This is a genomic window from Aromatoleum sp. (genome assembly GCF_035254505.1).
Lineage (GTDB): Bacteria > Pseudomonadota > Gammaproteobacteria > Burkholderiales > Rhodocyclaceae > Aromatoleum.
Genome location: NZ_DATFAO010000044.1, coordinates 94990 through 117827, shown reverse-complemented (window position 1 = coordinate 117827; position 22838 = coordinate 94990). Strand labels below are relative to the sequence as shown.

Here is a 22838-nt window from a genome sequence, read left to right as displayed (position 1 = left end):
CACATGGCTCGCATCACCATCGAGGATTGCCTCAAACGGATTCCCAATCGCTTCCAGCTGACGCTCGCCGCGACCTATCGCGCTCGCCAGATCACGATCGGCTCGACTCCCCAGGTCGAAATCGACAAGAGCGACAAGGACAAGCCGACCGTCATCGCCCTGCGTGAAATTGCCGCCGGCAAGGTCGGCCTGGAAGTCCTCAATCGCGGACAGGCCTGATCCCCTTCGGGCAGAGGGAAGTCGTGCCATGGAAGCTGCCGCGATTCCCGCTCCCGAACCTTTCCGCCCGCCGCCCTCGTGCGTGCTGGCGCTGGACTTCGCCCAGCTCAAGACCAAGCTGGGCGGCTACCTGCGCGCCGAGGATGTCGGCCGCATCGAGGCGGCGTACCACTTTGCAGCGAACGCCCACGAGGGCCAGTTCCGCATCAGCGGTGATCCCTACATCACGCACCCGGTCGCCGTCGCCGACATCGTCGCCGACTGGCACCTCGACCCGCAGGCGCTGATCGCGGCGCTCCTCCATGACGTCATGGAGGACACCCACATCTCCAAGCAAGAGATCGCCGAGCGCTTCGGCAAGACTTCCGCCGAGCTCGTCGACGGCGTCTCCAAGCTCGACAAGATCGAATTCCGCTCGCAGGAAGAGGCGCAGGCGGAGAACTTCCGCAAGATGCTGCTCGCGATGGCGAGCGACCTGCGGGTCATCCTGATCAAGCTCGCCGATCGCCTGCACAACATGCGCACGCTGCATTGCGTGCGTCCCGCCAAGCGTCGCCGCATCGCGCAGGAGACGCTGGAGATCTACGCCCCGATCGCGAACCGGCTGGGGCTGAATAACATCTTCCGCGAGCTGCAGGAACTCGCCTTCGAACACAAGTTTCCGATGCGCTACCGCGTGCTGTCGCGTGCGGTGAAATCGGCGCGCGGCAACCGGCGCGAGGTCGTCGGCAAGGTGCTGGTGGCGATCGAGGAGCGGCTGCCGCAGTGGGGCATCCGCGCCGAGGTGCGCGGCCGCGAGAAGCACCTCTTCTCGATCTACCGCAAGATGGCCGAGAAGCACCTCTCGTTCTCGCAGGTGCTCGACATCTACGGCTTCCGCGTGATCGTGCCCGATGTGCCGGCGTGCTATCTCGCAATCGGCGCGCTGCACTCGATGTACAAGCCGGTGCCGGGCAAGTTCAAGGACTACATCGCGATCCCGAAGGCGAACGGCTATCAGTCGTTGCACACGACGCTGATCGGCCCGTTTGGCACGCCGGTCGAGGTGCAGATCCGCACCGCCGAGATGCACCACATCGCCGAGAGCGGAGTCGCGTCGCACTGGCTGTACAAGGAAGACGAGAAGACGCTCACCGAGCTGCAGCAGAAGACGCACTCGTGGCTGCAATCGCTGCTCGAGCTGCAATCGACTTCGGGCGAGGCGACCGAATTCCTCGAGCACGTGAAGATCGATCTCTTCCCGGGCGAGGTCTACGTCTTCACGCCCAAGGGCCGCATCCTGTCGCTCTTGAAGGGCTCGACGGCCGTCGATTTCGCCTACGCGGTCCATACCGACATCGGCAACCGCTGCGTCGCCTGTCGTATCAACGGCGACCTGATGCCGCTGCGCACGGAGCTGCGGAACGGCGATCAGGTCGAGATCATTACCGCGGCGCACGCGAACCCGAATCCGGCCTGGCTCGCTTACGTCCGTACCGGCAAGGCGCGCGCGCAGATCCGCCATTTCCTGAAGGGCGCGCAGCAGGAAGAATCGGTATCGCTCGGCGAGCGGCTGCTGAACCAGGCGCTGCGCCCACACGGCCTGACGCTCGGCCAGATCAGCGCCTTCGCGTGGGACCGTTTCATGCGCGACCGCGGCGTCCGTGCGAAGCGCGAAATCCTCGCCGACATCGGCCTCGGCCGCCGCCTGCCGGTGATCGTCGCGCGGCGGCTCGCGCAGGCGCAGGACATGGAATCCGGCCGCCCGGACGTCGTCAAGCCGAAGCCCGCGGGCGCAATCCTGATCCGCGGCAGCGAGGGCATCGCGGTGCAGCTCGCACGCTGCTGCCAGCCGATCCCCGGCGACCCGATCATCGGCGTGATCCGCAAGGGCCAGGGGCTCGAGGTCCATCTGCACGACTGCCAGGTCGTCGCGAAGCTGCGCGGCGACCGCGGTCGCTGGGTCGACGTCGAGTGGGAATCGGGCGAGGAGCGGCTCTTCGACGTCACGATCCGCGTGCTGACGAAGAACGTGCGCGGCGTGCTCGCCCGCGTTGCGAGCGCGATCGCGGACGAGGACTGCAACATCCAGAACGTGACGATGGACACCGAACAGGGCGGCCTTTATACCGCGATGAGCCTCACGGTGCAGGTGCGCGACCGTATGCACCTCGCACGCGTGATGCGTGCGGTGCGGCGCGAGCCGGAAGTCGTGCGCATCGGCCGCCTGAAGAGCGATTCGCGGCCCTGATCCGATGAGCAGCCCGGATTCCCGCGCGGCCGAGGAAAGTGCCGACCGCCGCGTTCCCGTCACGCTGCTGACCGGCTTCCTCGGCGCCGGCAAGACGACGCTCTTGAACCATCTGCTGCACGACCCGGCGATGGCACGCGCGGCGGTGCTGATCAACGAATTCGGCGAAGTCGCTGTCGACCACCACCTCGTCGACAAGGTCGACGAGACCCTCGTCGTGCTCGACTCAGGCTGCGTGTGCTGCAGCGTGCAGGGCGATCTCGTGAAGGCGCTGAAGAATCTCTTCATGCGCGCGCTGCGCCGCGAGATCCCCGGCCTCGACCGCGTCCTGATCGAGACGACCGGCCTCGCGGATCCGGCGCCGGTGATCTACACGCTGATGCAGGAGCCCTTCATCGCCGAGCGCTACCGCTGCGAGGGCGTGATCACCGCGGTCGACGCGACGCACGCGCTCGCCCAGCTCGACACGCATCGCGAGGCCGTGCGCCAGGTCGCGATGGCCGACCGCCTGCTGCTGACGAAGTGCGATCTCGCCGACGAGGCGCAGCGCGCGGCGGTGGCCGAACGGCTTGCCGAGCTCAATCCGGGCGCGCCCTGCGTCGAGGTGTTCCGCGGCGAGGTGTCGGCTGAGGCGGTGTCGGGCTGCGGCGTCTACGATCCGGGCAGCAAACCGGCCGACGTCGCGGCATGGCTCGGCGCCGAACGTCAGCGCGCGCAGCCCGCGCCGACCGCATGGCGCCGTCCGGGTGCGTCCGCCCCTCGCGCCGAGGCGCCTGCGCGCCACGACAGCGGCGTCACGAGCTTCGTGCTGCGCTTCGACGAACCGCTCGACTGGCTGTCCTTCGCGGATGGCCTCGGCATGATCCTGCAGCTTTACGGCGCCCGGATCCTGCGCATCAAGGGCTTGCTCAACGTGGCAGGCGATCCGCAGCCGCGCGTGCTGCAATGCGTGCAGCACTCGGCCTATCCGACGTCCAGCCTGCCGGCCTGGCCAGTCACGCCCCCCTACGACGATCGCCGCAGCCGGATCGTTTTCATCGTCAACGGACTCGGGCGCGACGACGTCGCGATGATGCTGGCGAGCTTCTGCGGCCAGACGCCCTCCTAGCTCACCCTCATAACTGCTGCGCGGCGAGCTCGCCCAGCGTCATCAGCGCATGCACGTGGCGCTCCGAGAACGGGTAGCAGCCCGATAGCCGCACATAGCGCCCGAAGCGCCCGCTGGGCGAGAACAGCGTGCCGGGCGTGATGCTGATGCGGCGCGCCTGGGCGTCGTCGAAGAGCCGGTTCGTGTCGCAGCCTTCCGGCAGCTGTACCCACACGAGGAAACCGCCTGTCGGCAGCGTCGCGTGGGTGCCGGCGGGAAAGGCCGTGTCGATGAGGCCGCGCAGCCGGTCGATCTGTCCCGCGTAGGCACGACGCAGACGCCGCAGGTGCTGCGCGTAGCCGCCGTTCTCGAGGAAGACACCGAGCGCTTCGCACAGCAGCGCCGGCTGCGACACTGACGAACAGAACTTGAGCTCGGCGAGCTCACGCTTGAAGCGCCCCCCTTCCATCCAGCCGATGCGGAACCCCGGCGCCAGCGTCTTAGTATAGGACGCGCAGACGATCACCCAGCCGTCGCGATCGAAGGCCTTCACGGCCGGTTGCAGTGGCGTCGCGTATTGCAGCTCGGCGTAGAGCGCGTCCTCGATCACCGGGACGCGATATTCATGGGCGAGATTCGCGAGCCGCCGCTTCGCTTCGACCGGCATGCTGGTACCGAGGGGGTTGTGTACGTTCGGCATCGCGACGATCGCCTGCACGCGCTTCTCGGACAGCAGCATTTCCAGCGCGTCGAGCGACATCCCCGTATCCGGATGCGTCGGCACCTCGATCGTCTTGAGCCCGAGCCGTTCGGCGAGCGGGATCAGGTTGAAGTAGGTCGGCGACTCGACCGCGATCGTATCGCCGGGTCGCGTCACTGCGCGCAGTCCGAGCTGCAGCCCCTCCATGCAGCCGTTGATCAGCAGGATGTCGTCGGGCGCGAGCGCCATCGCAAGTTCCTGCGCGTGACGGCAGATCTCGCGCCGCAGCAGCAGTGAGCCCGGCGGGAGCGAGTAGTCGGTCAGCAGTCCCGGGCGCTTGCGCGCGAGTTCGCTCACGAGCCGGCTCAGACGCTCGCCCGGATAGAAGTCCCCCCCTTTCGGGCAGGCGAGCGACAGGTCGATGTTGTCGGGGCTGGACTGCGCCGCGATCACCGTCGCGATGCGGCTCAGCACCTGCGTCTCGGCTGCCTGTGCCGGCGCCGGTTCACTGCCGAAATTCGGCGCTGGGGGCGTCGCCAGCCGCGAGCGCACGAAATAGCCGGACTGCGGGCGCGCCTCGATCAACCCATGCGATTCGAGCTGGCGATAGGCGGCGAGCACCGTGTTGATGCTCAGGCCGCGGCTTTTCGCCGCTTCGCGTACCGAGGGCAGGCGTTCGCCGGGCGGGAGTCGCCCGTCGCCCATGGCCTGGCGCAGTTCGTGGGCAAGGGTCTGATAGCGGGGCGGGGCGACGTCGTTCATGGCGGGGTGCAGTGAACCGGCAGATAGATGGGTACAGTTCGGAATATGAATGACTGTGTCCAGTATAAATGCGAAAGTCTGGATCTGTAACCTTTGTGCGTAACTCCGTATTCTGTGTTCCGTGACAGAGACCCCGGAGGAAAAGCCATGTTCGATCTGCCGCTGCTCACCTATGTCGCCACGATGTCTGTGACGCCCGGTCCGAACAACCTGATGCTCGCCGCGAGCGGCGTCAACTTCGGCTTCCGCCGTACCGTGCCGCACTTGCTCGGCGTCAGCATCGGCCACGCCGTGCAAGTCGCCATCGTTGCGACGGCCCTCGCGTGGGTGCTGGCCTGGATCGAAGCCGCGCGCCCGGCGCTGGTCGCCACTGGTTGCGCCTATCTGCTGTGGCTTGCGTACCGGCAGGCGCGTGCGGGTGAGCCGGGGGCGGGCGGAAAGTCGCGTCCGCTGGGGTTCGTCGGCGCAGCGCTCTTCCAGTGGGTCAATCCGAAGGCCTGGATGATGGTGCTCAACGTCGCGATCCTCTTCCTGCCGCGCGGCAGCGGCTGGCAGACGGCGGCGATGCTGGCGGTGTTCTGCGCGGTGATCAACCTGCCGTGTATCGCGCTGTGGGCCGTCGCCGGTGACCGCCTGCGCACGTGGATGCAGCAGCCGCGGATGCTCCGCCTTTTCAACTACAGCATGGCCGCGATGCTGGGAGCGACGGCGCTATGGATTCTTGCAGGCGAGATGCTGTCGAAGTAGGGGAGAGGTTCGGGCCGAAGGGCCAGTGGCGCAAGCGCGATGCGAGGTCTACAATACGTCGCCTTGCATAGGGAGAGAGAGATGGCGATCTACGAATCCGATCACACGAAATTCATCCGCGAGTTCCTCGAGAAGAACCCGAAGGAAGTCGTCGAGCAGAAGAAGGGTCGCGCCCTGTGGTGGGACAAGCCGCAAGATCTGGCGACGAACGAAGCCTTCGAAGACGCCGAAGTCCCGACCAAGCCGTATTACTACGATACGACCTACAAGAGCTACAACTGATCGCCACCTTTCCCGACGTGCCGCATGCTGCGGCGCCGGGAGACGGCCGTTGACTCCCCGATCGTCGCCCGAGTCCCGTGTCGCTGCCTGAATCCCTGGTCCTGGTCGACGTCGAAACCACCGGCGCGAATCTGGTGCGCGATCGCGTCACGGAGATCGCGGTGCTGCGCATCGAGCGCGGGGAACTGGTTGACCGCTGGGAAAGCCTCGTCAATCCCGGTTGCCCGATCCCGCCGCTGATCCAGCGCCTGATCGGCATCACCGACGAGATGGTCGCCACCGCGCCCGACTTCGCCGACGTCGCCGACGAACTGCGCAGACGTCTCGACGGCGCCGTGTTCGTCGCCCACAACGCGCGTTTCGACTACGGCTTCATGCGCAGCGAGTTCGGCCGCATCGGTCAGACCTTCGACGCGCCGGTGCTGTGCACGGTCAAGCTGTCGCGCGCCCTCTATCCGGAACAGCATCGCCACGGCCTCGACGCGCTGATCGAGCGTCATCGCTTCGTGTGCTCGGCGCGCCATCGCGCGATGGGCGATACCGAGGTGCTGTGGCAGTTCTCGCGCCTCGTCACGGAGGCCTTTCCCGCGGACGTGCTTGCCCACGCCGTCGAACGCGCGATGAAGGCTCCGCCACGGCCCCCGCAGTTGCCCGAAGGCGTGCTGGAAGGACTGCCGGAATCGCCTGGCGTTTATTTCTTTTACGGCGACAACGATCAGCCGCTCTACATCGGCCGCAGCGCCAGTCTGCGCGCACGCGTGATGGAGCACTTTTCGCCGCGCGCGAAGGGCCAGGAGGCCGAACTCGCTCGCCGCGTGCGTCGAGTCGATTGGGAAGAGTGCGCAGGCGAACTCACCGCGCAGTTGCGCGAGGCCGAGTTGCTGCGCCAGCGCCGGCCGATGTACAACCGCGCGGCGACGAGCGGCGAGGGCGCTTTCGGGCTGCAGTTGTTGCCGGGGCGCAAGCGTCCGCCGATCCTGCAGCGCGTGCCGCTCGCCGGTACCGATCCGCTCGACTGGCGCGACGTGCATGGCGTGTTCCGCACGCGCAAGGAAGCCGACAGCCTGTTGCACGAACTCGCGCAGTCCTACCGCCTGTGCCCGCGCCGCCTCGGTCTCGAAGGCGGCAACGGTCCGTGCAGTGCGCATCTGGCGGGACGCTGCGCCGGCGTTTGTGCTCAGCGCGAGAGCATTTCAGAACACGACGAGCGCCTGCTCGGTGCGCTGGGGGCGGTGCGGCTGCGACCCTGGCCGTGGACCGGAGCCGTCGCGATCGCCGAACGTTCCGAACACAGCGGCAGCGAGGCCTGGCATCTCTTCGACCACTGGTGTCATCTGGGCAGCGCCGACAGCGAGGCGGCACTGCTGGCCCTTCGCGAGAGCGCGCCGCCGCGCCGCTTCGACCTCGACTGCTACCGCTTGCTCGTGCGCTGGCTCGCTGCCGAGGGCAAGCGCGATGCCGTCAGCATCCTGACCGACTGAGCGTCAGGCGGCCATCCGCTCCAGTTGCGGCCGATCGGTGAGCATGATCGCGCGCCGGCCGCGCGGAAGGATCGCGCCGTCGCGCGTGAGCCGGTTGAGGACGCGCGAGAAGGTTTCCGGCGTCAGATTGAGTTGCGAGGCGATTGTCTGCTTGTCGCAGGGCAGGCGTACTTCGATGCTGTCGCGGTCCGCGTGCTGGACGAGATAGTGCGCGACGCGCTGGGTGCTGCTGCGCTGGATGCACTGCTCCATCCCCTCGACGAGTTCGCCGACCCGGCGCGACAGGCGGGCCATCAGCGCCATCGCGAAGGCCGGCTGGGTCGGCATCGTGGCAGTGATCGCGGCGCGGGGGACAAAGAGCAGCACGCTCTCGCGGGTGGCCTGGGCCGCGAGGACCGGCTCATCGGCGCCGAACAGCGTCTCTTCGCAGAAAGTGTCGCCGGCCCGTGCGAGGCGGACGATCTTTTCTGCACCAGCGCTGGAGATGAGGAACAATTTGACCTCACCTTCGGCCACCAGATACATGCCGCCTGGCGCTTTGCCACGTTGCACCACGAGTTCGCCGCGCACGATCCGCGTCGCCCGAACGCTTTGCGCGAGCTTGGCCGATGCCGCTTCGTCCAGTTGATCGAACGGCGTGAAGCGGGACAAGGTCTCACGGATTTGCGGATGGCTGGTGACGGTCATTGGCTCAGCTCCTCGGGCTCATGCGGCGGGCCGCGACTCGACCCGTAACGGAGTGTAGGCAGGAGCGGCGGTCGAAACCATGGGGTGTGGCGGCTCCGTTTGAGTCCGAATACCTCCGATGAGGTATAGGTGGTATCACGCAAGTACCTGATTTAATGGAGGTGCGTGCTCGGGTCGGAGTGGAGGCGGGGCACGCGGAGATATGGAGGTATTCCCATGAACACGGTTGCCGAAGGGACAGGCACCCGCACTTGGTCGCGGCGGCTGGGCGATAGGCTGGCGGGCCGCGCCATCCTGTTGCTGTTGGTGCTGGCTTTCATGACGGTCACGTTGATCAGCGTGGCCGGCATCGGTTCGTCTGTGCTCGTGATCGAGTCGGTCGGTGGTAGCGCAAGCGCGATCAATGCCGCGGGCAGCCTGCGGCGGCTCGCGCAGCGCGCCGGCACGCTCGCGGTCGCGCGCGGGCTGAACGACCGCAATGGCCAAACCCAGGTCGAAGAGGCGGTGGCCGCGTTTGAAACCGCGCTCGCGCATCCGGCGCTTGTCGAATTGCTCGCCCGCGAACCCAGCGGAGTGTTCTCGTCGATCTTCCGCGGCGTGGAGGTCGGGTGGCGCGCCCACATCCGCCCCCGGCTGCTGGAAGTCCCGCTGCCGTCGCAGGCCGACCCCGATCTCGGAGCCCATTATGAGGCCTTGCTGGGCGAGGTCGACACCTTCGCCGACCAGATCAACACCCTGGTCGCGGTGCTCGAACACGATGCCGAATCGCGCATCGAGCAGCTACGTACGATGCTCGCGGCGGCACTCGTGACGCTGCTGGCGGTCGTCGTCGCGGCGCTCTACCTGTTGCGGCGCCGCGTCTTCCAGCCTCTGACCGAATTGCGCCGCTGCGCGGTGCGCATCGCCCGCGGCGACTTTTCCGCGCGCAGCGAGCACACTGGCCCCGACGAGCTGGGGCGGGTCGGCGAGGCCTTCAACGCGATGGCCGAGGAGCTGTCCGGCGCCTACCGCGACCTCGAGCGTCGGGTGCAGGACAAGACCTCGGACCTGACGCGCAGCAACCGCGCGCTCGAACTGCTCTACCACGTGATCTCGCGCCTCTACTACGCGCCGGCGAGCACCGATACCTATGCCGGGACGCTGCGTGAGCTCGAGAACGTGTTGGGCTTGGCGGGCAGCTTCGTCTGCGTCGAGCCCAAGTTCGGCGGTGTCGCGACGGTGCTCGCCACGAGCTTCGGCGACTGCGCCGAGCGCGAGCTCGACTCGGCGGCATGCCAGAACTGTTCGGGACGCGAATCGCCATGGACTTATCGGCCCGAGGGCAACGTGGACGTGCTGCAGGTGCCGTTGCGCGACGCGGAGCGGCTCTACGGCATGCTGCGGCTGGCGATGCCGAAGGGGCGGCGCCTCGCGGACTGGGAGCGCACGCTCCTTGAAGCGGTCACGCGCCACATGGGGATTGCGCTCGGCATCTCCTTCCAGAGCGAGCGCGAACGCCTGCTGGCGCTGCAGGAGGAGCGCTCGACCATCGCCCGGGAGCTCCATGACTCGCTCGCACAATCGCTGTCGTTCATGAAGATCCAGGCGAGCCTGCTGTCGTCTGCACTGAACGGCGAACAGCCGGGGGACGAGGCGCAGGCCGTGCTCGCCGATCTCAAGGAAGGGATCAGCTCCGCCTACCGCCAGCTGCGCGAGCTGCTGGCGACCTTCCGCCTGCAGATCGAAGGCGACTTCTCGCGCCTGCTCGCCAACACGGTGTCCGAATACGCCGCGCGCAGCGGCATACCGATCGATCTCGAAGTCAGCGTTGGCGATTCACACCTCACACCAAACCAGGAAATCCACGTTCTCCACATCATCCGCGAAGGGCTGTCGAACGCGACGCGGCACGCCCGGGCGAGCAGGATCCGCGTGATGCTGCGGCGTCTCGAAAGCGGGGACCTCTGTCTCGAAATCGAGGATGATGGCGTCGGCATGAAGCCGCCCGGCGGCGGCGAGCCGCATCATTTCGGCCTGACGATCATGAGCGAGCGTGCGCGCGGCCTCGGCGGCCAGTTCGAGATCCAGTCGCGTCCTGCGGGCGGCACGCGCTTGGTGGTACGCTTCTCACCCGGCGCGATTCCAACCCTGTTCGCAGAACCCGTCGTTCCGCACCTCACATGACCGAATTCTCTCCCAGCGTCATCATCATCGACGACCACCCGTTGTTCCGCCGCGGCCTGATCCAGCTGCTGCGGACCATCCCCGGTTTCCGTCTGCTCGCCGAGGCAGCCGACGGTCATGACGGGCTCGTGCAGACGCTGCGTCTGCGCCCCGACCTGCTGCTGCTCGATCTCAACATGAAGGGCTTGTCCGGGCTGGACGTGCTGCGTCTGGTCAAGCAGGCGGATCTCGACACGCGCGTCGTGATGGTCACGGTGTCGGACGCCGCGGAGGACCTCGTTGCCGCCCTGCGCGCCGGTGCCGACGGCTACCTGCTGAAGGACATGGAACCCGAGGCGATGGTCGAGGCCCTGAATTCGGCCGCAGCCGGCCGCATTGTCGTGTCCGACGCACTGACCCACCTCCTCGCCGTCGCACTGCGCCAGGAAAAGCGTCCCGAAAGCGCCGCCGCTGCGGGTCTCACCGAGCGCGAGCAGGGCATCCTCGCCCATATCGCGGGGGGGCTGTCGAACAAGCAGATCGCGCGCGAACTCGACATCGCGGAAGGGACCGTGAAGGTCCACGTCAAACATCTGCTGCGCAAGCTCAACTTCCGCTCCCGCGTCGAGGCCGCCGTGTGGGCAGTCGAACACCTGCGAACCGAGCGCTGACGCGCTTCTTCTGCGCGGCTATTCCGATTAGATAGGAAGAAATCCCGCCTTGATCGGTATCAAGGTATGCCGTCGTGCTCGCGTGTCCAATGAAAACCCGTAAAGGGATTAGGGTAATTGGTGGAGCACATGGCGATCTCGCGTCGCGGATTCCTGCGCGGACATCGGGACCGGCTCCAGGTGGTGCAGTTTCCCCCCTGGAGCGGCGGCCCGGACGACTTTCCTGATCGCTGCACGCGCTGCGGCGACTGCGTGAAGGCCTGCCCGACGGCGATCCTGATCGCGGGCGACGGCGGGTTTCCGATGGTCGACTTCGGCCGCGGCGAATGCATCTTCTGTGGCGACTGCGTCACGGCCTGCCGCGCCCGGGCCCTGCGGCGCGACGGTGAATCGCAAACCCCCTGGAACCTGAAAGCCGCGATCGGCGACGCGTGCGTCGCCCGGCAGGCGGTCGAGTGCCGCGTGTGCGGCGAAGCCTGTCCCGTCGCCGCGATCCGCTTTCGTCCCACGATCGGCGGCATCGCACAGCCGCAGCTCGACTCCGCCCTCTGCACGGGCTGCGGCGCCTGTCACGCGCCTTGCCCGGTCGGGGCCGTCCGGCTAACCGAGCAGACCAAGCAAGTGGAGGCACGGCAATGAAGATCGCAAGTCTCGTGGTGCACGTGAAACCCGAGCACATCGACGCTTTGAGCGCGTCGCTGCGGGACATTCCCGGCGTCGGCGTGCACGGCGCGAACGTTGAGCAGGGGCGCGTCATCGTGACCGTCGAGGACGGCGAGGGCTACCGGATGGAGGAGTCGATCCTCGCCGTGAATGGCGCCCCGCATGTCATGGCAGTGACGCTTGCATACGAATACACGGATGAAGGTTTGACTGGCGAATTGGAACCCCCCGAACCGATCCCGGGCCTACCGCCGAAGGTGGCGGATGGTGCCGGCGGCGCTCAGGACTAGGAGGCTTGAAATGACCATGGATAGACGCGAATTCATCAAGACCAATGCGATCGCCGCGGCGGCTGCCACGGCTGGCATCGGGATCCCGGTCGTCGCCGAGGCGCAGCCGTCGGCTGCGGACGGCACCAAGGTGCGCTGGGACAAGGCTGCCTGCCGCTTCTGCGGCACCGGCTGCTCGGTGCTCGTCGGCGTGCAGAACGGGCGCGTCGTCGCGACCCAGGGCGATCCGGATTCGCCCGTCAATCGCGGCATCAACTGCATCAAGGGCTACTTCCTCTCGAAGATCATGTACGGCCAGGACCGGCTCACCAAGCCGATGCTGCGCATGAAGAACGGCAAGTACGACAAGAACGGCGATTTCGCGCCGATCACCTGGGACCAGGCCTTCGACATCATGGCCGAGAAGTGGAAGGCCGCGATCAAGCAGCATGGCCCCGACTCCGTCGCGATGTTCGGCTCCGGCCAATGGACGATCTGGGAAGGCTATGCCGCCTCCAAGCTGATGAAGGCCGGGCTGCGCACCAACAACCTCGATCCCAACGCCCGCCACTGCATGGCGAGCGCCGTCGCCGGCTTCATGCGCACCTTCGGCATGGACGAGCCGATGGGCTGCTACGACGACATCGAGAACGCCGACGCCTTCGTGCTGTGGGGTTCGAACATGGCGGAGATGCACCCGGTCCTGTGGTCGCGCATCACCGACCGGCGCCTGTCGAAGGAAGGGACCGAAGTCCACGTGCTGTCGACCTACGAGCACCGCTCATTCGAACTCGCCGACAACGGCATGGTGTTCGTGCCGCAGACCGATCTCGCGATCCTGAACTACATCTGCAACTACATCATCCAGAACAAGAAAGTTAACAGCGAGTTCGTCAAGGCCCACGTCAACTTCAAGAAGGGCGAAACCGACATCGGCTACGGCCTGCGGCCGAACCACGCGCTCGAAACCAACGCCACCAACAACGGCTATCCCGGCGCGGACGGCAAACCGAAGGGCAACACCGGGGCCGCGACCGACATCAGCTTTGAGGAATTCGCGAAGTTCGTCTCCGAATACACGCTGGAAAAGACGTCGAAGCTCTCCGGCGTGCCGCCCGAAAAGCTCGAGCGCCTCGCGAAGCTCTACGCCGACCCGAAGAAGAAGGTCGTGTCCTACTGGACGATGGGCTTCAACCAGCACACCCGGGGCTCCTGGGCGAACAACATGATCTACAACGTGCACCTGCTGGTCGGCAAGATCGCCGAGCCCGGCAACGGCCCGTTCTCGCTCACCGGCCAGCCCTCGGCCTGCGGCACCGCGCGCGAAGTCGGCACCTTCTCCCATCGCCTGCCCGCCGACATGGTCGTCGCGAACCCGATGCATCGTGCTGTCGCCGAAAAGATCTGGCAGGTGCCCGAAGGCACGATCCCCGAGAAGATGGGGCTGCACGCGGTCGCGCAAAGCCGCGCGCTGAAGGACGGCAAGATCAAGTGCTACTGGACCGCCGTCACCAACAACATGCAGGCGGGCCCGAACGTCAATGGCGAGATCTACCCCGGCTGGCGTAACCCCGAAGCCTTCGTCGTCGTCTCGGACGTCTATCCCACCGTCTCAGCGCTGTCGGCTGACCTGATCCTGCCCGCGGCGATGTGGACCGAGAAGGAAGGCGCCTTCGGCAACGCCGAGCGCCGCACCCAGTTCTGGCGCCAGCAGGTCTCGGCCCCGGGCCAGGCGAAGTCCGACTTGTGGCAGCTCATCGAGTTCTCCAAGCGCTTCAAGGTCGAGGACGTGTGGCCTGCCGAGCTCATCGCGAAGAAGCCGGAAGTGAAGGGCAAGACCCTGTTCGACGTCCTCTACAAGAACGGCGTCGTCAACAAGTTCCCGCTGTCGGACATGCAGAAGGACAACGCCCACGCGATTCCAGCGTATGCCAACGACGAGTCGAAGGAGCTCGGCTTCTACCTGCAGAAGGGCCTCTTCGAGGAATACGCCTCCTTCGGCCGCGGCCACGGCCACGACCTCGCCAGCTTCGCCGACTACCACAAGGCCCGCGGCCTGCGCTGGCCCGTCGTCGAGGGCAAGGAAACGCTGTGGCGCTACCGCGAAGGCTACGACCCCTACGTCAAGACCGGCGAGAGCCTCAAGTTCTACGGTCAGAAGGACGGCCGCGCCGTGATCTTCGCGCTGCCCTATCAGGATCCGCCCGAAATGCCGGACAAGGAGTTCGACATGTGGCTGTGCACCGGGCGCGTGCTCGAGCACTGGCACACCGGCACGATGACGCGGCGCGTGACCGAACTGCACCGTGCCGTGCCGGAGGCGGTCGTCTTCATGCACCCCGACGACGCCACGAAGCGCGGGCTGCAGCGCGGCATGATGGTCAAGGTTGCCTCGCGCCGTGGCGACATCACTGCGCGCCTCGAGACGCGCGGCCGCAACAAGCCGCCGGTCGGCCTGATCTTCATCCCGTTCTTCGACGAAGGGCGTCTCGTCAACAAGCTCACGCTCGATGCGACCTGCCCGATCTCGAAGCAGACGGACTTCAAGAAGTGCGCCGTCAAGGTGCTCAAGGCCTGAGGAGAGCGCGGCGCCGGGTGAGAACAAGCGCTCGCCCGGCCCACGCAAGCGACCATGACCGACGTACAGCCCAAACCGGCCGCGACTGCCGCCAGTGCCCCGCGCCGCCGCTTCCTGCGTGAAGCGGCCAGCGTGGCCGGCGGCGCGTGCCTGCTGTCGCTCGGCGTCGGCCTGTACGCCGAGCAGGCGCGCGCGCTGCCTCCGACCGCGCTGCGTCCGCCCGGCGCGCTTCCCGAAGACGACTTCCTCGCCGCCTGTGTGCGCTGCGGCTTGTGCGTGCGCGATTGCCCCTATCACACGCTCGGCCTCGCCACCCTCGGCGACGGCGTCGTACCCGGCACGCCTTACTTCACCGCGCGCCGCGTGCCCTGCGAGATGTGCGAAGACCTCCCCTGCGTCGCCGCCTGCCCGACCGGCGCGCTCGATCACGGACTCACCGACATCGGCAAGGCGCGCATGGGACTCGCGGTGCTGATCGACCACGAAACCTGCCTCAACTTCCTCGGGCTGCGCTGCGACGTCTGCTACCGCGTCTGCCCCGTCATCGACAAGGCCATCACCCTCGAACGTCAGCACAACCCGCATTCCGACCGCCACGCGATGCTGCTGCCGACAGTACATTCCGACTACTGCACCGGCTGCGGCAAATGCGAAAAATCTTGCGTCCTGCCTGGCGAAGCCGCGATCAAGGTCCTGCCTGTCAAGCTCGCAAAGGGTTCGCGCGCCGAGCACTACCGCAAGGGCTGGGAAGAAAAGGACGCCGCCGGCGGCTCGCTGATCGGTGACCAGCTCGAACTGCCCGTTCGCGGACTCGAAGACAAGCCCTACGGCGACACGCGCGTGAATCCCGGCGAAGGGCCGGCGGCACAGCGCCCGGCACCGTCGCGCAACGGTCTCGATTCGGGGTGGAAGCCATGAGCGCCAAAATTCGGGCATCGGCCCGACGCCCGGGTGCGGACGCGGTTGCCGTCAAGGGCTGGCTGCCTGCCCACAAGTGGCTACTGCTGCGTCGCACGACCCAACTCGCCATCGTCGCACTCTTTCTCGCCGGTCCGCTCGCTGGCATATGGATCGTCAAGGGCAACCTTGCCTCGAGCCTCACGCTCCGCGTCCTGCCGCTCACCGATCCCTACCTGCTGCTGCAATCGCTCGCCGCCGGTATGCTGCCCTACCGCGAGGCGTTGATCGGCGGCGCCATCGTCCTCGCCTTCTACCTCCTCGTCGGCGGCCGTACCTATTGCGCGTGGGTCTGTCCTATGAACGTCGTCACCGACGCCGCCGCCTCGCTCCGCCGCCGCCTCGGATTGAAGGGGGGCAACGTGCCATCGGCCGATACCCGCCACTGGCTCCTCGCCTTCACGTTCGTCGCCGCCTTCGCGACCGGCAGTCTCGCGTGGGAGTGGGTCAATCCCGTCTCGATGCTGCAACGCGGCCTCATTTTTGGCGCGGGGCTCGCCTGGGGCATCGTCGCTGCCGTCTTTGCCTACGACCTGCTGATCGCGCCGCGTGGCTGGTGCGGCCACGTCTGCCCGGTCGGCGCCTTCTACAGCCTTCTCGGCTCCTTCGCACGAATCCGCGTCTCCGCGCAACGACGCGCCGCCTGCAATGACTGCATGGACTGCTTCGCCGTCTGCCCCGAACCCCAGGTAATTCGCCCGGCGCTGAAAGCCGTCGGGCAGGCCCATCCGCTCATCCTCGACCGCAACTGCACCACCTGCGGCCGCTGCGTCGACGTTTGCGCCCAGGACGTTTTCCGAATTACGACCCGAATTGATAGGAGCGAGTCATGAAAAGACAGACCCGAAACCTCGCGATGACCCTCGCTGCCGCGCTGTGTCTGGGCGCCCTGGTCGGCGGCGCCGTCGCCGCGGACCCGGTGCGCAGCCTGCGCGGCGTCTCCGTGGATGCCCCCGACCCGGCAATGGAAGCGCCGCACAATCGCGCCGATGGCCCCCCGATTCCGCGCGACTACGTCCAGCAACCGCCGCTGATCCCCCACAAGATCGACGGCTACGAGATCTCGAAGAACTTCAACAAGTGCATGGACTGCCACTCCTGGAGCCGCTACCAGGAATTCAACGCGACCAAGGTCAGCCTCACGCACTTCAAGGACCGCGAAGGCGGCGAGCTCTCCAACATCTCCCCGCGCCGCTACTTCTGCACGCAATGCCACATCTCGCAGTCGGACGCCAAGCCCCTCGTCGAAAATACCTTCAAGCGCGCCGACGGCCTGCGTTGATCTGCCGGAGCAAGCACAAGGGGAATCGAACATGACTCAAGACAATAACAACGGCAAGGGAGCCCGGTGGCAGCGGCTTCGCCGCCTCGTCTTCGGCATCGGCGGCATCGCTTTCATCGCGGGCATCGTCTTCTGGGGCGGCTTCAACACCGTCCTCGAACTCACCAATCGCGAAGCCTTCTGCATTGGCTGCCACGAAATGCAGGACAACGTCTTCAAGGAGTACCGCAACACCATCCACTACCAGAACCGCACCGGCGTGCGCGCCACCTGTCCGGACTGCCACGTGCCGAAGGAATGGGTACCCAAGATCCTGCGCAAGATCCAGGCGTCGAACGAAGTCCTGCACCACCTGCTCGGATCGATCAACACGCCGGAGAAGTTCGCCGCCAAGCGCATCCAACTTGCCCAGAACGAGTGGCGCCGGATGAAGAAGAACAACTCGCAGGAATGTCGCAATTGTCATAATTACGAGTATTTCGACTACTCCGTCCAGGGGCGACGCTCGAACAAGGCCCACCAGGCGGGGCTCGCCGAAGGCAAGACCTGCATCGACTGCCACAAGGGCATCGCGCACTCCCTGCCGCCGATCGAACAGGCGATCGGCGCCGGCCATGAGGGCGTCGCGCCGGAAGTCTTTCATCCGCCGGGTGCGCCGAAACAGGAATAAGACCGAGCCGGTCATATTTCCTTGCCGCGATTTCGCTTTCTTGCTCGCGAAATCGCGGCGTTACCCTTTTTCAGGTCTCCCGAAGCAGGCCGGTCTGTGGTTAAATCCACGCCCATGCTTTATGCCAACGATCTCGCCTGTGTAAAGGGTGACCGCCCGCTGTTTCGTGGCCTCTCGTTTCGGGTGGTGCCCGGTGCCATGCTGCGGATCGCCGGCCCCAACGGGTTCGGCAAGACTAGCCTCCTGCGCATCCTCTGTGGCCTCGCGCATGCCGAACATGGCGAGGTTGCTTGGAATGACGTTTCGATACGTCAGGACCGTGAGACCTTCCACCGCGCGCTGCTCTACCTCGGCCACGCGCCGGCCTTGAACGACCTGCTGACCCCGCTCGAAAACCTGCGCTTCACCTGCGCCGCCGCCGGAGACCACAGCGACGAGGACTCGTGTGTGGACGCCCTCGTGCGCATCGGCCTTGCTGAACAGCTCGACCTGCCGGCCCGCGTCCTGTCGCAGGGGCAGCGCCGCCGCGTCGGTCTCGCACGCCTCTTCATCGGCACGCGGCGCAAGCTGTGGGTGCTCGACGAACCCTTCACTGCTCTGGATGTGGCCGCCGTCGCCGATCTGGCAGCAACCCTGTCCGACCATTGCGCCGCCGGCGGCATGGTGGTGCTTACCACCCACCAGGATGCTCCCTTCGTCCGTCCGCCCGAGGTGCTAGATCTATCCGAGGTGGCTTGTTGAGTCGCGCGTTGGGTCCATTTTCTGCGGTCCTGGGCCGCGATCTCCTGCTTGCCTGGCGCGGACGTGCCGACGTACTGGTCACCCTGGCCTTCTTCGTCGTTGTCGTGTGCCTGTTCCCCTTCGGGGTCGGCGCCGAGCCCAACCAGCTGCGGGCCATCGCCCCAGGGGTCTTGTGGGTCGCGGCGCTGCTCTCGACGCTGTTGTCGCTGCACCGTCTGTTCGCCCAGGACCACGCCGACGGCTCGCTGGAGCAACTGCTCCTCTCCCCCGAACCGACGGTGCTGTGGGTCGTCGCGAAGATCAGCGCGCACTGGATCGCGACCGGGCTGCCGGTCGTCGTCGTCGCGCCGGGGCTCGCGTTGCTGTTTGACGTGGAGCAAGGAGCCCTCGGAGTGCTTATCCTATCGTTGCTCCTGGGGACTCCGATCCTCGCGCTCCTCGGGGCGGTCGGTGCCGCACTGACCCTCGGACTGCGGGGGGGCGGCATGTTGCTCGCGCTGCTGGTCCTGCCCTTGTTCGTGCCGGTACTGATCTTCGGTGCCGGCGCAGTCGATGCCCATCTGTCTGGAAGCGGTGCGCAGGCACATTTTCTGCTTCTCGGTGGTGGCCTCCTCGCGGCCCTGGCGCTGGCACCGATCGCCTGCGCCGGCGCCCTCAGAATCGCGGTTGAATGATGAAAGACATGAACAAGCCCGAACGCAGCACGAGCCTTTTCCGCTTTGCTGCCCCGCAAATGTTCTACCCCCTCGCCGGCAAGCTCGCACCGTGGTTCGCCATTGTCGCGGCGATCCTGACCGCCGCCGGCATGTGGCTCGGCTTCTTCGTGGCTCCCACCGACGCCCAGCAGGGCGAGGTCTATCGCGTCATCTACATCCACGTCGCCGCGGCCTGGATGTCGATGTTCGTCTACCTCGTGATGGCCTTCTGGTCGGCTGTCGGCCTGGTCATGAACACGCGGCTCTCGTTCATGATGTCGCAGGCGCTCGCGCCGACCGGCGCGATGTTCTGCTTCGTCGCACTCGTCACCGGCTCGCTCTGGGGCAAGCCGACCTGGGGGGCCTACTGGGTCTGGGATGCGCGCCTGACTTCACAGCTGCTGCTCCTCTTCCTCTACATGGGCTTCATCGCGCTTACGCGTGCGATCGAGGATCCGCGCCGGGCAGACCGCGCGGGCGCTATCATCGCGTTGGTCGGTGCAGTCAACGTCCCGATCATCTATTTCTCGGTCAAGTGGTGGAACACCCTGCACCAGGGCGCCTCGGTGAGCATGAACCGCTCGCCGTCGATGGCTTCCACCATGCTGCTCGGCATGCTGGTCATGGCGATCGGCGCGTGGGCCTACACCATCGCGGTCACGCTGTGGCGCGTCCGCTCCCTCATTCTCGAACGCGAGCGCCACACCGAGTGGGTGGCTGCGGAACTGAATGCCCTGGAGGGCAAGATCTGATGCAGTGGGAATCCTGGAGTGCTTTCTGGGACATGGGCGGCTTTGCGCCCTTCGTGTGGGGCAGCTACGGCCTAACGGCCCTGCTCGTAGTCGGGGAACTGATCCTCGTCGTTCGCCGTCGTAGGGATACCGTACGGCGCCTACTGCGTCTGCGTCGCGCCAATGCGGGCGGGCGCCGTGCTTTTGAGGAGATTGTTGAATGAAACCCCGTAGCAAACGATTGGTGCTGGTCGCCGGTGCAGTGGCTTTGCTGGTCGGCGCCGTCGCCCTCGTGCTGAGCGCCTTCCAACAGAACCTGGTGTTCTTCCATACGCCGACCGAAGTCGCCGAAGGCAAGGCTCCCACCGGGCGGACCTTCCGCATCGGCGGGCTGGTCGAGCAGGGCTCGCTCAAGCGCAGCGAAGACGGGGTGACCGTTCAATTCGCGATCACCGACACCGCCAAGGTGATCCCGGTGACGTACAAGGGCGCGCTCCCCGACCTGTTCAAGGAAGGCAAGGGTGCCGTCGTCCAGGGCGTAATGAGTGCTGACGGCAAGTTCACTGCGTCCGAAGTGCTCGCCAAGCACGACGAGAACTACATGCCGCCCGAAGCGCAGCATGCGGTCGATCAGGCGCACAAGACGGCTCAGACGGTGAAGCAATGATTCCTGAACTTGGTCATTTTTCCCTGATTCTGGCTTTTGTCGTCGCGCTGGTGCAGGCGATCGTGCCCCTCATCGGCGCGAGCCGCAATCGCCTCGCGCTGATGTCCGTCGGCCGCTCGGCCGCACAGGGACAGTTCCTCTTCATTCTGTTTTCCTTCGGCTGCCTGACTTGGTCCTTCGTCACCAGTGATTTCTCGCTGCAACTGGCGGCCACCAACTCGCACTCCGAAACCCCGATGATCTACAAGATCACCGGTGTGTGGGGTAACCATGAAGGCTCGCTGCTGCTGTGGGCGCTGGCTCTGTCGCTGTGGACCGTGGCCGTCACGATCTTCAGCCGCAACCTGCCCGAGATCTTCATGGCGCGCGTCGTCGGCGTGCTGGGCTGTGTCAGCGCGGGCTTCCTGTCCTTCCTGCTGGTCACCTCCAACCCCTTTGACCGCATCCTTCCCGGAGCCGCCGAAGGCCGCGACCTGAACCCGCTGCTGCAGGATCCCGGAATGATCATCCACCCGCCGCTGCTCTATATGGGCTACGTGGGCTTCTCGGTGGCTTTCGCCTTCGCCATCGCTGCGTTGCTGTCCGGCCGTATGGATGCGGCTTGGGCACGTTGGTCGCGGCCCTGGACGACCGTCGCGTGGATCTTCCTCACCTGCGGCATCACCGTCGGTTCGGGCTGGGCCTACTACGAACTCGGCTGGGGTGGCTGGTGGTTCTGGGATCCCGTCGAAAACGCCTCGTTCATGCCGTGGCTGGTTGGCACCGCGCTGATGCACTCGCTGGCCGTGACCGAAAAGCGGGGCGCCTTCCGCAGCTGGACCGTGCTGCTCGCGATCGCCGCCTTTTCGCTGTCGCTGATGGGGACTTTCCTCGTGCGTTCGGGCGTCCTGACCTCGGTCCATGCCTTCGCGACCGACCCCGCACGCGGCATGTTCGTCCTCGCGCTGCTCGTGCTCGTGATCGGTGTGTCGCTGGTGCTGTTCGCCTGGCGTGCCCCGACGCTCGCCGGCGGCGGCAGCTTCCGCCTCATTTCGCGCGAATCGGCGCTGCTGGGCAACAACGTCCTGCTGTCCGTGGCCGCGGGCTCGGTATTGCTTGGCACGCTGTATCCGCTCTTCGTCGACGCCCTGGGCTTCGGCAAGATCTCCGTCGGTCCTCCGTACTTCGAGGCCGTCTTCGTGCCCCTGATGACGCCGGTGATCGTCCTGATGATGATCGGGCCGATCATTCGCTGGAAGGGCGATGATGGCGGCAGGATCCTGCGCAACGTCGTCCTCCCGCTGGTCGCGAGCATTGCCATCGGCGCCGGCGTGTCCTTCGCTGCCGGCCACGTCTCCGTGCGCACGGTCCTGGGGTTGTCGCTGGCTGCCTGGGTGCTTATCGGAAGCGTCCAGACCCTGCTGCAGCGCTTCGCCGATCGCCCCGGGACTGCGACCGGCACGCGTCTGCGTGGCATCCCATCCGCGTGGTGGGGCATGTGGCTCGGCCACCTCGGCATCGGCGTGTTCATCATCGGCGTGACCCTCGTCGGAAGCTTGAACACCCAGATCCAGGTCAAGATGCACCCGGGCGACACCGCGCAACTCGCCGGCTATACCTTTACCTTCCGCGGCATCGCCGATGCTCCGGGCCCGAACTATGCGGCCGCGCGCGGCACTCTCGACGTCACGCGCGGCGGACGCAAGGTCGCGACGCTCGCCCCCGAGAAGCGCGTCTATCTCGCGCAGCAGATGCCGATGACCGAAGCCTCGATCGACATCGGCCTGTTCCGCGACGTTTACGTGAACCTCGGCGAACAGCTCGAGGACGGTGCATGGGTGGTCGGCCTCTTCTATCGTCCGTTCATCAGCTGGGTCTGGTTCGGCTGCATCATCATGGCCATCGGTGGCATCTTCGCCGCCGCCGACCGTCGTTATCGTCGCCTCGCTGAACGCGCCGCCCCGGCGGCGGCCGCGCGTCAGGTTGCCTAAGGGATTACATGAAAGCGAAGTTTCTCGTTCCACTGCTGCTCTTTCTGCTGCTGGTCGGTTTTCTGGGCTACGGCCTGAGGCTCAACCCTCGTGAGGTTCCATCTCCGCTCATCGACAAGCCGGCACCCGCGTTCCGGGTGCCGCAACTGCAGTCGCCCGACAAGACCATCTCTCCTGACGATCTGAAAGGCCGCGTATGGCTCCTCAACGTCTGGGCGTCGTGGTGCGTGTCCTGCCGTCAGGAGCATCCACTACTGGTCGAACTCTCGCGTAACAGCCCGGTGCCGATCGTCGGTCTCAATTACAAGGAAGTGCGCGGCGACAACGAGCTCGAAGGCAAGTCGATGGACGCCCCGGCCGAGCTGCGCCTCGCTACCGAGCGCGCGCGCCAATGGCTCGTGCAGCACGGCGGAGATCCATACGCCGTCACCGCGATGGACCTCGACGGGCGCGTCGGCATCGACTACGGCGTCTACGGCGTGCCCGAGACCTTCCTCGTCGACAAGGCCGGCGTCATTCGCTACAAGCACATCGGACCTCTAACCGTGGAGGCGTTGCGTGACGTGCTGCTTCCGAAGATTGCGGAGTTGCAGCGTGCGGGTTGATC

24 protein-coding genes are annotated in these 22838 nt (G+C 66.2%); 22 read left to right on the top strand and 2 right to left on the bottom strand.

From position 1 onward, the window contains the following. Window positions 1–3: 3 nt before the first annotated feature. The 3 genes from rpoZ to VJ673_RS07440 are packed head-to-tail and all read left to right on the top strand — an operon-like array spanning window position 4 to window position 3557. Complete coding sequence (gene rpoZ, locus VJ673_RS07450) at window positions 4–219, top strand: DNA-directed RNA polymerase subunit omega (protein ID WP_324125429.1); 216 nt, start codon at window positions 4–6, stop codon at window positions 217–219. 28 nt (window positions 220–247) lie between these two features. Then, window positions 248–2449, top strand: coding sequence for a RelA/SpoT family protein (locus VJ673_RS07445; protein WP_324125428.1), 2202 nt, complete (start codon window positions 248–250; stop codon window positions 2447–2449). 4 nt (window positions 2450–2453) lie between these two features. Next, window positions 2454–3557: a CobW family GTP-binding protein gene (locus tag VJ673_RS07440; protein WP_324125427.1), complete on the top strand. Its 1104-nt coding sequence runs from the start codon at window positions 2454–2456 to the stop codon at window positions 3555–3557. A gap of 7 nt (window positions 3558–3564) precedes the next feature. On the opposite strand, the gene VJ673_RS07435 is transcribed toward VJ673_RS07440, so the two are convergent. Continuing rightward, window positions 3565–4998 carry an aminotransferase-like domain-containing protein gene (locus tag VJ673_RS07435; protein WP_324125426.1) on the bottom strand — a complete coding sequence of 478 codons (1434 nt, stop codon included), beginning with the start codon at window positions 4996–4998 and terminating at the stop codon, window positions 3565–3567. Between the two features lie 147 nt (window positions 4999–5145). Between VJ673_RS07435 and VJ673_RS07430 the strand changes: the two genes are divergently transcribed. From VJ673_RS07430 to VJ673_RS07420, 3 genes are all read left to right on the top strand, one after another. After that, window positions 5146–5745, top strand: coding sequence for a LysE family translocator (locus VJ673_RS07430; RefSeq protein WP_324125425.1), 600 nt, complete (start codon window positions 5146–5148; stop codon window positions 5743–5745). 81 nt (window positions 5746–5826) lie between these two features. After that, window positions 5827–6027 carry a DUF3460 family protein gene (locus VJ673_RS07425; protein ID WP_324125424.1) on the top strand — a complete coding sequence of 67 codons (201 nt, stop codon included), beginning with the start codon at window positions 5827–5829 and terminating at the stop codon, window positions 6025–6027. Window positions 6028–6104: 77 nt separating this feature from the next. Further along, entirely contained in the window at window positions 6105–7508 is a 1404-nt protein-coding gene (locus VJ673_RS07420) for an exonuclease domain-containing protein (RefSeq protein WP_324125423.1), read from the top strand. A gap of 3 nt (window positions 7509–7511) precedes the next feature. Here the strand turns inward: VJ673_RS07420 and VJ673_RS07415 are convergent, their stop codons facing one another. Then, a complete protein-coding gene (locus tag VJ673_RS07415) occupies window positions 7512–8195 on the bottom strand; it encodes a Crp/Fnr family transcriptional regulator (protein ID WP_324125422.1) in 684 nt (227 codons plus the stop codon). A gap of 216 nt (window positions 8196–8411) precedes the next feature. On the opposite strand from VJ673_RS07415, the gene VJ673_RS07410 reads away from it, so the two are divergent. The 16 genes from VJ673_RS07410 (at window position 8412) to VJ673_RS07335 (ending at window position 22836) form a co-directional block, all read left to right on the top strand. Next, window positions 8412–10358 carry a histidine kinase gene (locus VJ673_RS07410; protein WP_324125421.1) on the top strand — a complete coding sequence of 649 codons (1947 nt, stop codon included), beginning with the start codon at window positions 8412–8414 and terminating at the stop codon, window positions 10356–10358. Next, window positions 10355–11008 carry a two-component system response regulator NarL gene (narL, locus tag VJ673_RS07405; RefSeq protein WP_324125420.1) on the top strand — a complete coding sequence of 218 codons (654 nt, stop codon included), beginning with the start codon at window positions 10355–10357 and terminating at the stop codon, window positions 11006–11008. Before VJ673_RS07410 ends, narL begins: the two co-directional genes overlap by 4 nt. A gap of 129 nt (window positions 11009–11137) precedes the next feature. Further along, the gene (napF, locus tag VJ673_RS07400) at window positions 11138–11647 is read left to right on the top strand and encodes a ferredoxin-type protein NapF (RefSeq protein ID WP_324125419.1); all 510 of its coding nucleotides are present in this window, start codon (window positions 11138–11140) and stop codon (window positions 11645–11647) included. Next, window positions 11644–11961, top strand: a complete 318-nt coding sequence (locus tag VJ673_RS07395; RefSeq protein WP_324125418.1) for a chaperone NapD — start codon at window positions 11644–11646, stop codon at window positions 11959–11961. The genes napF and VJ673_RS07395 overlap by 4 nt, the downstream gene beginning before the upstream one ends. 10 nt (window positions 11962–11971) lie before the next feature. Further along, window positions 11972–14518 (top strand): nitrate reductase catalytic subunit NapA, encoded by a 2547-nt coding sequence (napA, locus tag VJ673_RS07390; protein WP_324125417.1) that lies wholly within the window; start codon window positions 11972–11974, stop codon window positions 14516–14518. Between the two features lie 54 nt (window positions 14519–14572). Then, window positions 14573–15436 carry a ferredoxin-type protein NapG gene (gene napG / locus VJ673_RS07385; RefSeq protein WP_324125416.1) on the top strand — a complete coding sequence of 288 codons (864 nt, stop codon included), beginning with the start codon at window positions 14573–14575 and terminating at the stop codon, window positions 15434–15436. Next, window positions 15433–16308 carry a quinol dehydrogenase ferredoxin subunit NapH gene (napH, locus tag VJ673_RS07380; RefSeq protein WP_324125415.1) on the top strand — a complete coding sequence of 292 codons (876 nt, stop codon included), beginning with the start codon at window positions 15433–15435 and terminating at the stop codon, window positions 16306–16308. The genes napG and napH overlap by 4 nt, the downstream gene beginning before the upstream one ends. Continuing rightward, window positions 16305–16757 (top strand): nitrate reductase cytochrome c-type subunit, encoded by a 453-nt coding sequence (locus VJ673_RS07375; protein WP_324125414.1) that lies wholly within the window; start codon window positions 16305–16307, stop codon window positions 16755–16757. The genes napH and VJ673_RS07375 overlap by 4 nt, the downstream gene beginning before the upstream one ends. Window positions 16758–16788: 31 nt before the next feature. Then, on the top strand, window positions 16789–17427 hold the full coding sequence (locus tag VJ673_RS07370; RefSeq protein WP_324125413.1) for a NapC/NirT family cytochrome c: 639 nt from the start codon (window positions 16789–16791) through the stop codon (window positions 17425–17427). Window positions 17428–17541: 114 nt separating this feature from the next. Further along, window positions 17542–18168, top strand: a complete 627-nt coding sequence (gene ccmA, locus VJ673_RS07365) for a cytochrome c biogenesis heme-transporting ATPase CcmA (protein WP_324125412.1) — start codon at window positions 17542–17544, stop codon at window positions 18166–18168. Next, entirely contained in the window at window positions 18165–18842 is a 678-nt protein-coding gene (gene ccmB / locus VJ673_RS07360; RefSeq protein WP_015433965.1) for a heme exporter protein CcmB, read from the top strand. The genes ccmA and ccmB overlap by 4 nt, the downstream gene beginning before the upstream one ends. Before the next feature lie 8 nt (window positions 18843–18850). Continuing rightward, a complete protein-coding gene (gene ccmC / locus VJ673_RS07355) occupies window positions 18851–19615 on the top strand; it encodes a heme ABC transporter permease CcmC (protein WP_324125411.1) in 765 nt (254 codons plus the stop codon). Further along, window positions 19615–19818: a heme exporter protein CcmD gene (gene ccmD, locus VJ673_RS07350; RefSeq protein ID WP_324125410.1), complete on the top strand. Its 204-nt coding sequence runs from the start codon at window positions 19615–19617 to the stop codon at window positions 19816–19818. Before ccmC ends, ccmD begins: the two co-directional genes overlap by 1 nt. After that, window positions 19815–20261 carry a cytochrome c maturation protein CcmE gene (gene ccmE / locus VJ673_RS07345; RefSeq protein ID WP_324125409.1) on the top strand — a complete coding sequence of 149 codons (447 nt, stop codon included), beginning with the start codon at window positions 19815–19817 and terminating at the stop codon, window positions 20259–20261. Before ccmD ends, ccmE begins: the two co-directional genes overlap by 4 nt. Beyond that, on the top strand, window positions 20258–22231 hold the full coding sequence (locus tag VJ673_RS07340; RefSeq protein WP_324125408.1) for a heme lyase CcmF/NrfE family subunit: 1974 nt from the start codon (window positions 20258–20260) through the stop codon (window positions 22229–22231). Before ccmE ends, VJ673_RS07340 begins: the two co-directional genes overlap by 4 nt. Before the next feature lie 8 nt (window positions 22232–22239). Further along, entirely contained in the window at window positions 22240–22836 is a 597-nt protein-coding gene (locus VJ673_RS07335) for a DsbE family thiol:disulfide interchange protein (protein WP_324125407.1), read from the top strand. The last annotated feature ends 2 nt before the right edge of the window (window positions 22837–22838 follow it).

Bases quoted from the DNA above. Each gene is read 5' to 3' on its own strand.
- VJ673_RS07410 (WP_324125421.1), top strand. From the start codon at position 8,412: ATGAACACGGTTGCCGAAGGGACAGGCACCCGCACTTGGTCGCGGCGG.
- narL (WP_324125420.1), top strand. From the start codon at position 10,355: ATGACCGAATTCTCTCCCAGCGTCATCATCATCGACGACCACCCGTTG.
- napG (WP_324125416.1), top strand. From the start codon at position 14,573: ATGACCGACGTACAGCCCAAACCGGCCGCGACTGCCGCCAGTGCCCCG.
- rpoZ (WP_324125429.1), top strand. From the start codon at position 4: ATGGCTCGCATCACCATCGAGGATTGCCTCAAACGGATTCCCAATCGC.
- VJ673_RS07425 (WP_324125424.1), top strand. From the start codon at position 5,827: ATGGCGATCTACGAATCCGATCACACGAAATTCATCCGCGAGTTCCTC.
- VJ673_RS07335 (WP_324125407.1), top strand. From the start codon at position 22,240: ATGAAAGCGAAGTTTCTCGTTCCACTGCTGCTCTTTCTGCTGCTGGTC.
- ccmA (WP_324125412.1), top strand. From the start codon at position 17,542: ATGCTTTATGCCAACGATCTCGCCTGTGTAAAGGGTGACCGCCCGCTG.
- VJ673_RS07415 (WP_324125422.1), bottom strand. From the start codon at position 8,195: ATGACCGTCACCAGCCATCCGCAAATCCGTGAGACCTTGTCCCGCTTC.
- napH (WP_324125415.1), top strand. From the start codon at position 15,433: ATGAGCGCCAAAATTCGGGCATCGGCCCGACGCCCGGGTGCGGACGCG.
- ccmE (WP_324125409.1), top strand. From the start codon at position 19,815: ATGAAACCCCGTAGCAAACGATTGGTGCTGGTCGCCGGTGCAGTGGCT.
- VJ673_RS07440 (WP_324125427.1), top strand. From the start codon at position 2,454: ATGAGCAGCCCGGATTCCCGCGCGGCCGAGGAAAGTGCCGACCGCCGC.
- napA (WP_324125417.1), top strand. From the start codon at position 11,972: ATGACCATGGATAGACGCGAATTCATCAAGACCAATGCGATCGCCGCG.
- napF (WP_324125419.1), top strand. From the start codon at position 11,138: ATGGCGATCTCGCGTCGCGGATTCCTGCGCGGACATCGGGACCGGCTC.
- VJ673_RS07430 (WP_324125425.1), top strand. From the start codon at position 5,146: ATGTTCGATCTGCCGCTGCTCACCTATGTCGCCACGATGTCTGTGACG.
- ccmD (WP_324125410.1), top strand. From the start codon at position 19,615: ATGCAGTGGGAATCCTGGAGTGCTTTCTGGGACATGGGCGGCTTTGCG.
- VJ673_RS07375 (WP_324125414.1), top strand. From the start codon at position 16,305: ATGAAAAGACAGACCCGAAACCTCGCGATGACCCTCGCTGCCGCGCTG.
- VJ673_RS07340 (WP_324125408.1), top strand. From the start codon at position 20,258: ATGATTCCTGAACTTGGTCATTTTTCCCTGATTCTGGCTTTTGTCGTC.
- VJ673_RS07370 (WP_324125413.1), top strand. From the start codon at position 16,789: ATGACTCAAGACAATAACAACGGCAAGGGAGCCCGGTGGCAGCGGCTT.
- ccmC (WP_324125411.1), top strand. From the start codon at position 18,851: ATGAACAAGCCCGAACGCAGCACGAGCCTTTTCCGCTTTGCTGCCCCG.
- VJ673_RS07395 (WP_324125418.1), top strand. From the start codon at position 11,644: ATGAAGATCGCAAGTCTCGTGGTGCACGTGAAACCCGAGCACATCGAC.
- VJ673_RS07445 (WP_324125428.1), top strand. From the start codon at position 248: ATGGAAGCTGCCGCGATTCCCGCTCCCGAACCTTTCCGCCCGCCGCCC.
- VJ673_RS07435 (WP_324125426.1), bottom strand. From the start codon at position 4,998: ATGAACGACGTCGCCCCGCCCCGCTATCAGACCCTTGCCCACGAACTG.